Source organism: Rhizobium sp. 9140, from assembly GCF_900067135.1.
In the GTDB taxonomy this organism is placed as follows: domain Bacteria; phylum Pseudomonadota; class Alphaproteobacteria; order Rhizobiales; family Rhizobiaceae; genus Ferranicluibacter.
Map to the genome: position 1 here is coordinate 66144 of NZ_FJUR01000003.1, position 13057 is coordinate 79200.

Sequence of the window (13057 nt, forward strand, 5' to 3'; positions counted from 1 at the left end):
AAATATCAGGGATCAGGTTCGACAATTGCGACATTGAGGTCGTTTAGTATATCAGCCAGACCCGGCGCGCGGATCAGCTTCGTCGTGCGGACCGCCTTCAGTTTTCCAATAGCTCGATCGAACAGTGCAAGGTTGGTGTGGCCGTTGAGCCGAGACGGGTAGATGATGCCGTCCACCTGGCTGTCGTGTTCATTGAAGGCGACCGCCCACTTCCGTGCGAGGGATTGCTTTGAGCCCTTCGCGACATCCGTCGGCACACCCATCTTGATCGGCCCGTCGTCTCGAAGATCGACCATCATCAGCGGATTGATGACCTCGATCTCTGCGAAATTGCGGTCGTACAATTCGGATTCAGCTATCGGCAGGTCGCCGAGGACCCCATCGCGTTGATCGCGCAAGACGGCTTCGAGAAAGCACACCTTCACCGTATCGCCCAAATAGAGCACCCCGAACCGGTTTGCGAATTTGCGCCGGCGTGGGTCGCTGAAACGGCTCGGCGTTTTACCGAAGCCCAGTGGATCAGGGTAGGTGCCCAGATAGATGCGACCGAACCGAAGTCCGGCTGCGACCGTATGCAGGTGAAGGCTTGCATTTGCAAAGCCGGGAGGCGGCAGAGTACGTGCCATTCAGCGGAAATCTCGACCAATGCTCTCGACAACCTCGAGCGCTTGCTCGGTCCGTCCCCGCTCCAATGCCTCGCGACCTGTCAGTCCGTCCAGCTCTCCGTGGGGCTGGACCAGGAACCGGTAAACCGCCCAGGCTCCGCCCAGTCGCTCGTGGAGCGCTGCAAGCGCTGCAAACGGCTTGCCATCGGCATCGATCTGCCAATCCGGGAAGCGAAAGCCGCGTTTCGCGCCATCCAGCCCCAATACCAGTCCGGTCTGGCGCTTTGAATTCACCGTTACCCTTGTCGTGCCAAGCAGCTTGGCGAATTCGTCGGCATTCAGCATGTCAGTGCCGCTGAGGACCTCAGCAGCCTTTATGCGTCCCCGCGCCCGTGCGGCCACCAACGCCTGCTCCAATTCCGGATCCAGTGCATCGTTCTCCTCTACGACAGGCACCGTTGTCATTTCCACCGCCTCAACGGGAGTGACAACCATCTCACCTTCGGAATCGACATCGACACGGAAGCTGACCGGGTGGCCAGCAGAACGGCTTTTTGCGATCGCCTGACCGTATTCCTGGAGGAGCGCCTTGACGCGATTGGGATTGCCGGTCAGCGCTTTTGAGGCATTGTCCGGGATCTTGATCTTGAAGGCGGCTGTCCCCTTTGCAAGCGGGGCCGCCGCTGTCGTCAGGAAAAAAGCCATGGGTTCAGCGCCCGTTTTGTCGCGCCTGCTCGAACCGTCGCGTATGCTGGTTTTCGACTTCAGAGATGCCATGTCTCACCCTCCGTTCGGAGATCTATATATGGCAAGGTTGGTTAAGTTCGTCAAGTTGGTAAAGCCGTAGTGCTCCTGATCTTCTGTGTCCTGATTGCGGCTACGTGGACGACTGCGGAGTGATCGACGACAATCATGGTTGATGCAGGTCGTCGAGGATTTCTTTCGGGGATGATGTATCAAGCAGCGGTAGGGCAGAAACCTTTTCCCCGATCGCTGTCATCTGTTCGACGGTCATGCGATGTCTCACAGGCAGGTCGCCGAAAACCCCGAGGGCCTGAGCTTCACGTTCGAGGGCAGCGCGTATGATATCGTCCGGTCTGCGCCCGACACGGGCCGCAATTTCCCGGGCAAGCTGTTCGGTGTCGTGGGTAAGCTGCAACATGGGTTCGCTCTAAATGGGTCCTTCCATGTAAAGCATTTCGCAAAACAATGACAGATTTCTGCTCAGGGGCCATGAAGCTGAGATCGCTTGGCCAATTGTGAGCTGACACGTTTTCCGCGAGTAAACAAAATCCGTGGTTTGCAATTCCGAGAAAACGATTTAGAAAACCATTCCATCATGGTCAACTTACGCGATTGAATATGCTTCATTCTTTACCAGGTCACTGTTCGCGCGCGTCGCGGTCCCTCTGACTGCCGACGCACTTCGCCACCGCGGAACGGGTGCGATTTACAGGGAGAGTATGGATGACAAACTGGGTCGAGAAACTGCTGGATATCACTGTGATCGGAAACGATCAGTCCATGGTCAAGGGCGCACTGGCCAATCTTGCTGATCGGTTCGATTTTGTGGGCTATGCCTTCGTCAACATTCGTCCTGGGCAGACCTATGCGGTCTCCAACTACGATATCGACTGGCAGAAAATCTATGACACGCTGGACTACCGGTTCATCGATCCGGTCATGCGGCAGGCCCAGCTGATAAGGCGCGCTTTCGCCTGGTCCGGCGAAGCCGACAAGAGCTCGCTGTCCAAAAAGCAGAAAAACTTCTTTTCGAAAGCCGCTGATTTCAACATTCGCTCGGGCGTTTCCATCCCGGTCGCCACCGCCAACGGTGCCATGTCCATGCTGACCTTTGCATCGGCGAAGCCTTCGCTTGCCAGTGATATGGAGATCGATGCGATTATGGCCGCATCAGCGGTCGCCCAGCTTCATACGCGTCTTGAGCACATGCGTGTCACGCCCTCCATCGAGGAAAAGATTGTCCTGACGCCGAAGCAGGTGAACTACATTCGCTGGCTGTCGCTTGGCAAAACCGTCGAGGTGATCGCTGAACTAGAGCAGGCAAAGTATGCTGGCGTCCGCTCTGCGATTGACGATGTCAGAACGCGCTACAATCTGGCCAATCATGCACAGGTGGTGGCTTTGGCCATCCGACGCGGCCTGATTTAGGCTGATCCGGCGGGTCAGGTTTTGGGCGTATAGCCCAGAATGTGCAGCAGGGTGGTCAGCGCCGACATTTGCGCGTGCATCCTGATGGTTGCTTCGAGATAGGCAATATGGGTATCGCTAACAAGCTCCTTACCGGCTTTAACGTCAGCCGGCAGTTCATTGAACAGATTTTCTGCCTGCTCCAACAGTTCGCGATGTTCGCGGATTGCATCGATCGTGAGACGCTCGACGAGCGGTGACGGAAGCCCATGCAGGAGGCCTACCAGCGGCTTCAGATCGACTGCCTCGCCATTCAATCGGTCGTCGGCGTCCATGTTCAACTCCCAAAACAGGAATGCGCGGTGCGCCCCCGCATAGTTCCTGACCCCTGGCGATCGGGGAGTTTGTAACCGAGCACACTCAGCCCATGGACCTTTAGTTCCGAGGAACCTGGACATACGTCCACGGCTCCCCGACCATAGGTCGAGGAATCTGGCGCCCTAACGGCGGGCACCAAACCGGTGTGCTTCGGGTTACAAAGCCCGGAGGCAGCGCGTACTGCCTCACCAGCGCTTATAGCGACCTAACCTTGTTCGCGCCACCGCAGATTTGTTGGCGTACTGGGTCGGCTCGCGGCCAACGCTTGAAGAAGGAACCTAGAGTCGTTGTCGCTTTTGTGTCCAAAATGAAACGCGGAGATCGACCAATAGTCGAACTAAATTAACCTCTGCATCGCGAGGCCCTTTCTCGTCGAGAAGTTGCGTTTGAAACGCGAAAGCAATCAGGCTACAGCACGATCCCTTGAAGTTCTGCATCGCCGCCGAACTCGTTTGGCTGATCATTCGATCTCTGCGGCGGATTGTCAGTCCGCCGTGTTGGAAACGTATATTGACAGGATCTTTCGCCGATTTTTCTGACGTCAGGGAGCGCCTTGCAAAGACGGGCGCGGTGACCGAGGCGCTCCATTTGATACAGTCGTTTTATCACGTCGATTTCATTACCTACCATCTCGCTTCGACGGTGATTGGTGATTTTGACGCCCCGTTCGTGCGCACGACCTACCCGGATGCGTGGGTATCCACTTATCTGTTGAAGGGCTATGTCACCATCGATCCTGTTGCGCGCGAGGGCTTTCTGCGCCAGTTGCCATTCGATTGGCGAGAACTCGAAGTCGCACCCGAGATGCTGATGTTTCTGGAAGACGCAACACGCCATGGGATCGGCCGCTTTGGCTTCTCCATCCCTATAACGGATAAAGCCGGCCGTCGCGCCATCCTCTCTTTGAATTCGAACGCCTCCGCCGAAGACTGGGAGGATCTGGTGGATGCTCATCGGAGTGAATGGGTCGATCTCGCGTATCTCGTCCACCAGATGGCCGTGTTCGAGCTACATGGAGCGAGCGATCCGATCCCGGTCTTGAGTCCGCGGGAACGTGAGTGCCTCTACTGGAGCGCGCTCGGCAAGGATTACAAGGATATCGCGCTTATTCTCGGCCTATCCCATCACACGACCCGCAGCTACATCAAGTCGGCGAGGACGAAACTTGGTTGCGCCACGATCTCGGCGGCGGCCACTCTTGCCCTGAAGCTGCGCGTGATCACGATATGAGCCGACCGCCAGCCAGACTTTGACAATACCCGCATATGGGCTTGAGCATATGCGGGAATATCTGGCTTCCCCGGGAGGCGGCATCTTCCAGCCATCATCAACAGCTGGAGATAAACTTTGTTCATTCTGGTTCAGGCGCATCAGTACACCCGTTATAAGTCTCTCATGGATCAGGCATTTCGCCTGCGCAAACGTGTGTTTCACGATCAACTCGGTTGGGCCGTGACAATCGACGGTGATTGCGAGCGCGACGAGTACGATGTTCTGCGGCCAGCTTACCTGATGTGGTGCAATGATCGCGCGGATCGCCTTTATGGAACGCTGCGGCTGATGCCAACCACCGGCCCAACGCTTCTCTACGACGTCTTCTATAACACGTTTGCGGGTGCAAACCTGATTGCACCTGGAATCTACGAAGGGACGCGAATGTGCCTCGATGAGGAAATACTCTCCGAGGACTTTCCGAACCTGGAAACGGGCAAGGCTTTCGGCATGCTGTTGCTGGCGTTGTGCGAATGCGGATTGTCTCACGGTATCGAGACGCTTGTCTCGAACTACGAGCCGCACCTGGCGCGCGTCTATCGTCGGGCGGGGCTCACCGTTGAAGAGGTTGGCCGTGCGGACGGCTATGGTCGCTCTCCGGTTTGCTGCGGTATCTTCGAAGTTTCAGAGGAAGTTCGCATGCGCATGCAGCAGACGCTTGGTGTCGCGGCTCCCCTTTATGCAGGATATCGGCCGCGCAAAATTGCGGACAGCGAGACCGTGCGCATATCGGCCTGACCCAGGAATTGGCCAAAGGGCGGTTGCGGCAACGTGTGCCTCAACCGCCATAATTTCCGGGAAATACAATATCCTGGTCGACAAGAACGTTGAACTTGTAGCCCGGTCGGATCTGGATGGTGGGCTGAACATTCAGGTTCTTGGAAATCGTCTGCTCCGCGACGCGGCCGAAGGTCTCCGCAAAGTTCCTGCGTGCCGCGTCAGAGGCTGTATCCTGTGTGGCGAGGGTGGAACTCTCGGGAACTGCCATATCGATGCCAGTACCAATCAGTGCAACAAGCGCCGCCGAACCGAAGGTGCGGAAATAATGATTATTGACCTTGTCGGAAAACCCGCCATAGCCCTGCGAGTCCGTTCCAGCCATGCCGCCGATCTGCAAAGTCGAGCCATTCGGGAAGATGACATCCGTCCAGACAACCAGGACGCGGCTTTGGCCAAACGAGACCTTGCTGTCATAGCGTCCGAGTAATTTGGTACCCTGCGGAATGAGAAGAAAATGTCCTGTGGCGCTGTCGTAGATGTGCTGGCTCACCTGCGCTGTAATCCGGCCCGGCAAATCGGAGATGATGCCGGTAATCATGGTCGCGGGGATGACGGAGCCGCGCTTCAGTTCATAGCGTGACTGTTGGGGTACAACCTGGTTCGGCAGGTAGCCGAGATCCTTGATGTCGGCGTTGAAGAAATCTTCCTTCGAAGTCTGTCCGTTCGGATCGGCATTCTGACCCATCAAACCCGATTTCATGGCCGCCGCATAGAGATCGGAGGCACCGTTATTGGTGGTTGGCTGCCGGTCTGTTGTCCTGGTGTCGCTGGGCACATTTCCCAGCTCCGAGATTTTGACCTTCAGCGGCGAGTCAAAGGCAGTGGCACGCGCCTGAAGGCTGGCCATCCGCTGTCGCTGCTGTTCACGCAGGACTTGTTCGCGCTGCTCGCGGCGAAGTCGGGCCAACCATTCTTCTTCCGACTCCATTTGCGGTCGGCGCTCTTCCCGTGCTTGCTGCTTTATCTGCTCTTCTTCAATCGGCTTGGCTTCCACCTTTGTCCGGGTTGTGGGCGTGGGTTGGAATACGGACTGCTCTTCGCGATCCCCGATGATGCCGTCTTTCACCCCGCGCTTGATCTGATCAGCGAAGGTCGAGGCCGGGACGTTCGAGCCTGCTTCATCCGGAATTCTGTCGCCGAACCGCAGTCCCCTGGATGAGATGCCGTAGACAAGGACACAGGCGACGACGACTGTGATACCGATGCCAAAGAACACCGGCAGGCGATTGAGCCGTTTCATGCCCTTTTCCTGCGAGGTGATGCTCGGATTGCCGAGCTGGAGCGACTGGACCATATCTGCCTCTCCTCAGTTTCGCTTCATTAATGAGAGCGGGCTCGCCGGCGTGGCGCCGCCTGATGACACGGAATAGGCCCGCCCAAGCTCGAGTGTCTGGCTGGAAAGTCTCGCCAGCACCTGTCCGTCAACGTCGATCAACGAATATGCCAGCTCGATCGGTTTGGCGGTGTCTTTCAAGGAGCGCGCGTTGTCATCCGTCACGACAGTGAACCCCCACCCCTTCAACGCGGCCTTGAGCGCGGTCGCGAAATCCGATGTGTCGTTGTGAAGCCTGATCGGCGTGGCGGTTGACCCTGCCTGCTCGGCATAACGTCCAGCTATGTCGCCGGCGATCGCGCTTGCGGCGGGGCCTGTTACCGTCGAAGGCGCGGCGCTCGTCGTGAGCGCGTCAGTTCCGGTCTGGCAACCAGAGAGAAGAACGGCAGCGACAAAAGGAAAAAGGCAAAGGCGCATCGATCAGCCTCCCCGCCGGATAGTGATTTTCTGCTGACGCCAGCCGACGCCCGAAACGAGGACAGCCTTGTCGATGTTGTAATCGACAATCATCATGTCGTTCTTCATCCGGTAGTTTACGATCCGGTTTTGCCCGCCAGAGACCACGAAGAGGACCGGCGCATCCTGACCGGAGAGTGTTCGCGGAAATTGTATGTAGGTTTTCTGTCCATCTGAATAGACGCGCTTCGGCTTCCAGGGCGCGCTGCCACTCAGTGAATAGGCGAAGGCAAGTTGCTCGGGCGGCACGCCGCCGTCGGAATTGGTCATCGTCTGAATACGAGCATTGATGTCGGACAATCTCGTCGCGGCCTCTTCCGGATACTCGAAGCCGACGCGGGCCATGTACTGGTTCGGGTGCGATTTGAGCTGGATATGATAGGTGCGTCTTGAGGTCGTCACCACCATCGACGTCACCAGACCCGCCTCAGACGGTTTGACGATCAGGTGAATTGCCTGGCCCCCTGCAGCACCGGATGTGGCCGGCTCGATCTTCCAGCGTACCGTGTCCCCGACAAGCACGTCGCGCACAATCTCCCCACCCTGAAGCTCGATGTCGCAGACCTGTAAAGGTGAGCAGACGACAGAAGGCTGCGTCTCACCGAACAGGAAGATGACTTTTCCGTCGGCTCCCGTCGTCACCAAGCCTCGCTGCCCGCGCCACTTGTTGGATAGCGTGGTTCCCTTAGCCTCATTCGTCGTCAGGTTCTGGGTAAAGCCCGTTGTCGTCGCCGTGATCAAAAGCGCAAGTGCGGTCATGCAGCAAATCGCTGCCCGATCTAACCTTGTATTCATTGAAGTCCCCTGCCCTTACAGTTGCGCGGTCCAGTCGAAGTCCTTGACATAGAGGCCGATCGGATTGAGCCGGATCGTTGCCTCGTCCAGGGGCGCGGTGATCGCCACCGTGGCTATGCCGCGAAATCGGCGTGTCGCGATTTCCTTGCCCTTGCGGTCCCGTTCGTACTCAGTCCAGTCGATTTGATAGGTCTGGTTCGACAGCGCGACGATGTTGTTCACCTCGATGGCGACGGTCGCATTCACGGCCTTTTCGAATGGCGAGTTGCCGCGGAACCAGGCATTGATCTTCTGGGTTGACGGATCGCTCGTCCTGAGAAGCGCATAGGTCCTGTCGATGTATTGCTTCTGGACGACAGCGTCGGGCGTAATGGAGCGGAAACTGGTGATAAATCCGCCGAGCGTGGCCCGGATGACTCGGGCGTCGGCATATTCGATCTGCTGCGGAAATCCTGCCGATACGGTGTTTCCGAGCTTGTCGACCTCGACGATGTAGGGAACGAGCTTCACTTGCGTGCTCAGATATAATGAATAACCAAAACCGATCACCGCCATGCCGAGGCTCAAGATACCGACCATCCGCCATGCCGAGGCCGCCCTCACGTAAGAGCCGTATCGTTCCGACCATTCCTGCCTCGCGGCAATGTACGGGTTCTCCGGGGCGCGTTGCGCTGCCATAATGTTTTCCCTGTCTTGAATTTACGGTTTGTCTTGTCGTTCCGGCGGTTGAGCGGTTGAGGCTCCTTTGCCACGAGCCTGGTCGAGCTTCGCGTTCGCCAGGCCAAGGATGGAGCCGGCATAGGCACCGGGCGACCCAATCGCCTTCTCCTTGGCTGCGGATCCTGCGGCCTGCCCGGCCGAGCCAAGGCCTGCACCCACTCCGCGAATAGCCGCTCCTCCAAAGGATGATCCGGCGGCCCGCGCCGCTTGACCTGCTGCAAATCCTGCTCCGGCCGCACCTGCGGCCAGGAAGGCTCCGCCAGTCGCGAAAGACGCCGCCTGCCCACCGTGCTGAATGGCTTCCATCCCGCCGGAAACAGACGCCCCCTGAACGACGCCCTGCATGATGTTTGGAACATACATCGCGATGATAAACACAACGACCGAGATGCCGGCGATCGCAAGTGTCGTGATGAACTGGTCGGTCTCGGCGGTTGGGGCCTGAGCAAGTCCCAAGAGGACACCGGAGCCGATTTTAGCGATCATGACCAACGCCATGAGCTTCATGCCAACGCCGAAAGCATAAACGAGATATCGGACAGCAAAGTCCTTGGTGAACGAGGATCCACCGAGGCCGAGCATAATCATTCCCGCGAGTAGGCCGACATACATCTCGACCATCACAGCCACGAAAATCGCTGCCACCAGCGAGAAGCAGATCACAACAATACCCATGGCGAGAACGGCTGCGATCGCAAGAGCATTATCCTCGAAGACACCGAACTTGGCCTGTTCCGACATCTGCGAAGCGACACGGATACCCGCATCGAACACCTCCGCGGGCGAAGCTGACCCACTACCGGCCCCGATCTGATAGAGACTATCGACAACAGCTTTGGCAAACGTTGGTCCCTGGGTCAAAACAAAGGCAAAAAAACCGATGAACATGATCCTCCGCACAAGCTCTGCGAACCAGCTGTCGAGGGATGCCGACTGAATGGCGAGCCACACTGCGGCAATCCCCACCTCTATTCCGGCGAGGATCCAGAACAGAGACCTTGCCGCATCCATGATGGTTGTTTCCCAGCCCTTGGCAGCGGAAGAAACCTGATTTTCAAGCTCCGTGAGGACTTGGCCCTGCTGTGCAAACGCTGGGCCGGCCAGCATAAGGCAGGCAAGGCCGGTTGCAAAAAGCATCAACTCGATCCGTGCCCTCACCATCTTGGACGCATTTCCTGGCCCTTTTCGATCGGGGGCAGGTCCTTTTTCACACCGAAAAATTTCTCGCTCTTTTTGGATGAGGATCTCTCGTCGGACTTCATGATGAATACCGTTGCTGCTGACACTGATGCCGCCGCGACCAAAAGCGCGATAGCAATGACGATCGCGCGGCTCACCAGCGGGGCTCCATCTTCTGACCGTCGGGGACGGCACTGGTGTCGGCGTTGAAGAACTTTTCCCGCCGAGCTTGTGCCAGATCCTTGTCGGTCTGCTCGCTTTGCAGCCACGTCCCCATCATCGTCATTTGCTGGGAGACGAGACCACGCAGCTTTTGCATTTGCCCAACCTGTTGCGCCGCAATTTCGTGGCCGACCTGCAGAGCTTTCATTTGGCCATCGGCCGTTTCCGACATGTTTCGGAGGGAGCGCATCGTATCCTCCTCGCTGTCGAACTGGTCAGCCGTCAGGCTTGCAGCCTTGAGCGTGCTGGCGATGGTGTCGCGGTTGGTATCTGACCAACGGGCATAGTTCGAGGATAGGTCCGTCCCGTTGGCGGCGGCAGTCTGAAGATCAGCATAGGATTGAAAGCGCTGTTTCAGCACATCATCTGCGCTCCCCATCGAGAAAGAGATGCTCTGTCCCTGATCGATGATATCCCGCAGCCGGTTGAGGTCGTTTTCGACTTGGCCCCAGATGTGATCGGGCAGCTGCGCCGTGTTTTGCAGCATGTTTTCGTAGATGTTCAGCTGGTTCTGGATCTGCTCGGCCAACTGGCTGATCTGTGTCAGCTGATTGTCGACTTGCAGGCCGGAGCTTTTAAGGAGGTCGACGAGCTGTGCATTGTTGGCAAGCTGTGTCCACTCGGTTGCGGCGCCCGTCGCTGAGCCGGCAAATGCTGGTGCCGAAGCGCAGACTGCAAAAGCTGCCACGACAGCGGTCGCGGATTTTCTTTTGAGCGATAGGATATGGTCAAGCATAGCGATTGATCCCTCTTTCATTGAGCCATTGGGTTGGCCAGTCTTTGCCGAAGGTTGAGAGAAGTTCCCGGATCCGAGCGAGGTCGGCTTTGCCGGAAGCACCGACGAAGGAGAGGGTGAGCGGCCCCAGCGCCATATCGAAAAGGCGGCGTCCGTCCGGCGACGTCACGTAATATTCACGCTTTGGAATGGCGGTTGCGACGATTTCAATCTGGCGAGGATTGAAGCCGATACGCTCATAAAATTCTCGTGTCCCGGATTCCCGAGCCGCACCGTTCGGGAGGCAGATCTTGGTTGGGCAAGACTCCTTCAGGACATCGATGATGCCCGAACGTTCTGCGTCCGAAATTGACTGGGTGGCGAGAACGACAGCGCAGTTTGCCTTTCGTAACACCTTCAGCCACTCGCGGATCTTGTCGCGGAACACCGGGTGGCCGAGCATCAGCCAAGCCTCATCGAGAATGATGAGGCTTGGTGTCCCCGTGAGCCGTTTTTCGATCCGGCGAAACAGATAGGTCAGCACGGGGACGAGATTTCGCTCGCCCATATTCATCAGTTGCTCGATCTCGAAGCACTGGAACAGACCGAGGGTTAGCGAATCCCGTTCAGCGTCGAGAAGCTGGCCCATGGGGCCGTCAACAGTGTAGTGGTGCAACGCGTCCTTGATCTCCCGCATCTGCACGCCGCTCACAAAATCCGACAGCGACCGGCCTGGCGCCCCCGCCATCAAACCGATCTGCCGAGATATGGCGTTTCGGTGGTCCGGGGTGACCGTGACACCCTGCAGGGAGACGAGTGTTTCGATCCATTCGGAAGCCCAGGCGCGGTCGGTATCGGTCGAGAGGTCGGAGAGAGGGCAAAAGGCAAGCCTAGCCCCCTCCCCTGCCTCGCCGCCGATTTCGTAATGATTGCCATCCACGGCCAGCGTAAGCGGAAGGATGGAGTTGCCTTTGTCGAAGGCGAAAACCTGCGCACCCTCATACCGGCGAAATTGCGCTGCGATGAGCGCGAGAAGCGTTGACTTGCCGGAACCGGTTGGTCCGAAAATAAGCGTATGCCCGACATCATCCACGTGAAGGTTCAGTCGGAAGGGTGACGATCCGGAAGCCACCTGTGTCAGTGGCGGCGCGTCGGGTGGATAGAACGGGCAGGGCGCAAGCGGACTGCCCGACCAGACGGAATTGAGGGGGATCAGGTCAGCGAGGTTGCGGGTGTTTATCAGCGGTTCCCGGATGTTGCAGTACCAGTTGCCTGGCAGGCTCCCGAGGAACGCGTCCGTCGCATTCAACGTCTCGATCCGCGCGCCAAATCCTTCAGCCTGGATCAACCTTCGAACGGACTCGGCTTTATCGGCAAGCTTTTCTCTGCTCTCGTCGAATAGGATGATCACCGGCGTGTAATAGCCATAAGCGACCAGCTGCGAAGAAGCCTCGGCGATCGCGTCTTCAGTTTCCGCGACCATGGCCATTGCGTCCTGGTCAACCGATCGGCTCTGCGTCTGGAAGAGCTGGTCGAAAAAGGGCCGTACCTTCTGCTGCCATTTCTTGCGCGTGCGCTCCAACCGCTGTTTGGCTTCCTCAGCATCCAGAAAGATGAAGCGCGACGACCAGCGGTAGGTGAGCGGCAAGAGATCGAGGCTATTCAAGATACCTGGCCAGCTCTCGGCCGGCAAACCGTCGATCGCAATCGCGCTGAGGAACCGGTTTTCTACTTTCGGGGTGAGGCCGTGCTCCAGCTCCGCGGTCGCCAGCCAATCCAAATACATCGGAATTTCAGGCAGACGGACTGGGTGGTTTTCACCGGTGATGCAGAACCGGATGAACTGGAACAGCTCATCGTAGCGGGCAATGCGGGTGCCACCGCGTTCCGGCACCTCACGCGTCCGCATACGCTCGATTGAGATGACGTTGCCGAGGTACTGCTCGATCTCTCGGGTAGAGCGCCTGAAACTGTCGAGCACTGTGTCGGCATAGGTCGCCGTCCGGCTCTCAGTGTCCGAGTAGATATAACGCGTGACGCCAGATCGCCGGCGCTCGGGAGGGCGATATGTCAGGACGAGCGCATGCCGGCTCTCGAAATGCCCGCGCTCTTGTTCGAAGTGCTTGCGCCGCTCATCATCGATCATTCGAGTGACAGCATCGGGGAAATGACTGCGTTCCGCAGAAGGATAGTCAGTCGTTGGGATGCGCACGGCCTCGACCTGGATCATCCAGCCGGAACCTAGCCGTGAAAGGATCGTATTGATCTGACGGGACAGATCGTTGCGCTCGAAATCCGTGGCGCTCTCGGAGTCAGGGCCGGCAAAATACCACCCCGCCATGAGACTTCCGTCCTTGAGAAGAATGGTCCCATTGTCGACCAGTCCGGCATAGGGCACGAGATCGGCGAACGACGGTGCAGACGGGCGAAGGGAACGCAAAGCGACCATCA

The 13057-nt window shown here is 57.7% G+C and carries 15 protein-coding genes; 3 read left to right on the top strand and 12 right to left on the bottom strand.

Annotated features, from left to right (window positions below; translation table 11 throughout):
- Positions 1–5 precede the first annotated feature (5 nt).
- From GA0004734_RS23200 to GA0004734_RS23210, 3 genes are all read right to left on the bottom strand, one after another.
- Entirely contained in the window at positions 6–626 is a 621-nt protein-coding gene (locus GA0004734_RS23200; RefSeq protein ID WP_092938373.1) for an RES family NAD+ phosphorylase, read from the bottom strand.
- Entirely contained in the window at positions 627–1310 is a 684-nt protein-coding gene (locus GA0004734_RS23205) for an XRE family transcriptional regulator (RefSeq protein ID WP_092938375.1), read from the bottom strand.
- A 205-nt stretch (positions 1311–1515) separates the two neighbouring features.
- Positions 1516–1767, bottom strand: coding sequence for a type II toxin-antitoxin system VapB family antitoxin (locus GA0004734_RS23210; RefSeq protein ID WP_035227100.1), 252 nt, complete (start codon positions 1765–1767; stop codon positions 1516–1518).
- 305 nt (positions 1768–2072) lie between these two features.
- Here GA0004734_RS23210 and traR point away from each other — a divergent pair, with 305 nt between their 5' ends.
- Complete coding sequence (gene traR / locus GA0004734_RS23215) at positions 2073–2777, top strand: autoinducer-binding transcriptional regulator TraR (RefSeq protein WP_092938377.1); 705 nt, start codon at positions 2073–2075, stop codon at positions 2775–2777.
- A 14-nt stretch (positions 2778–2791) separates the two neighbouring features.
- On the opposite strand, the gene GA0004734_RS23220 is transcribed toward traR, so the two are convergent.
- Positions 2792–3091, bottom strand: a complete 300-nt coding sequence (locus tag GA0004734_RS23220) for a transcriptional repressor TraM (RefSeq protein WP_092938379.1) — start codon at positions 3089–3091, stop codon at positions 2792–2794.
- A gap of 466 nt (positions 3092–3557) precedes the next feature.
- Between GA0004734_RS23220 and GA0004734_RS23225 the strand changes: the two genes are divergently transcribed.
- Together GA0004734_RS23225 and GA0004734_RS23230 are read left to right on the top strand one after the other, a co-directional pair.
- A complete protein-coding gene (locus GA0004734_RS23225) occupies positions 3558–4364 on the top strand; it encodes a helix-turn-helix transcriptional regulator (RefSeq protein WP_348626119.1) in 807 nt (268 codons plus the stop codon).
- 117 nt (positions 4365–4481) lie between these two features.
- Positions 4482–5144 carry an acyl-homoserine-lactone synthase gene (locus tag GA0004734_RS23230; RefSeq protein WP_092938381.1) on the top strand — a complete coding sequence of 221 codons (663 nt, stop codon included), beginning with the start codon at positions 4482–4484 and terminating at the stop codon, positions 5142–5144.
- A gap of 40 nt (positions 5145–5184) precedes the next feature.
- Here GA0004734_RS23230 and trbI read toward each other — a convergent pair whose 3' ends face one another.
- The 8 genes from trbI to GA0004734_RS23270 are packed head-to-tail and all read right to left on the bottom strand — an operon-like array spanning position 5185 to position 13055.
- Entirely contained in the window at positions 5185–6480 is a 1296-nt protein-coding gene (gene trbI / locus GA0004734_RS23235) for an IncP-type conjugal transfer protein TrbI (protein WP_092938383.1), read from the bottom strand.
- 12 nt (positions 6481–6492) lie between these two features.
- Positions 6493–6936, bottom strand: a complete 444-nt coding sequence (trbH, locus tag GA0004734_RS23240) for a conjugal transfer protein TrbH (RefSeq protein ID WP_092938385.1) — start codon at positions 6934–6936, stop codon at positions 6493–6495.
- Between the two features lie 3 nt (positions 6937–6939).
- The gene (trbG, locus tag GA0004734_RS23245) at positions 6940–7770 is read right to left on the bottom strand and encodes a P-type conjugative transfer protein TrbG (RefSeq protein WP_092938387.1); all 831 of its coding nucleotides are present in this window, start codon (positions 7768–7770) and stop codon (positions 6940–6942) included.
- Positions 7771–7785: 15 nt separating this feature from the next.
- The gene (locus GA0004734_RS23250; RefSeq protein WP_092938390.1) at positions 7786–8448 is read right to left on the bottom strand and encodes a conjugal transfer protein TrbF; all 663 of its coding nucleotides are present in this window, start codon (positions 8446–8448) and stop codon (positions 7786–7788) included.
- Positions 8449–8469: 21 nt separating this feature from the next.
- Positions 8470–9627: a P-type conjugative transfer protein TrbL gene (gene trbL / locus GA0004734_RS23255; protein WP_245292612.1), complete on the bottom strand. Its 1158-nt coding sequence runs from the start codon at positions 9625–9627 to the stop codon at positions 8470–8472.
- Between the two features lie 17 nt (positions 9628–9644).
- Positions 9645–9827, bottom strand: coding sequence for an entry exclusion protein TrbK (trbK, locus tag GA0004734_RS23260; protein WP_018326239.1), 183 nt, complete (start codon positions 9825–9827; stop codon positions 9645–9647).
- On the bottom strand, positions 9824–10627 hold the full coding sequence (gene trbJ, locus GA0004734_RS23265; protein WP_092938394.1) for a P-type conjugative transfer protein TrbJ: 804 nt from the start codon (positions 10625–10627) through the stop codon (positions 9824–9826). Before trbJ ends, trbK begins: the two co-directional genes overlap by 4 nt.
- Complete coding sequence (locus GA0004734_RS23270; protein ID WP_092938443.1) at positions 10620–13055, bottom strand: conjugal transfer protein TrbE; 2436 nt, start codon at positions 13053–13055, stop codon at positions 10620–10622. The genes trbJ and GA0004734_RS23270 overlap by 8 nt, the downstream gene beginning before the upstream one ends.
- Positions 13056–13057: the final 2 nt, after the last annotated feature.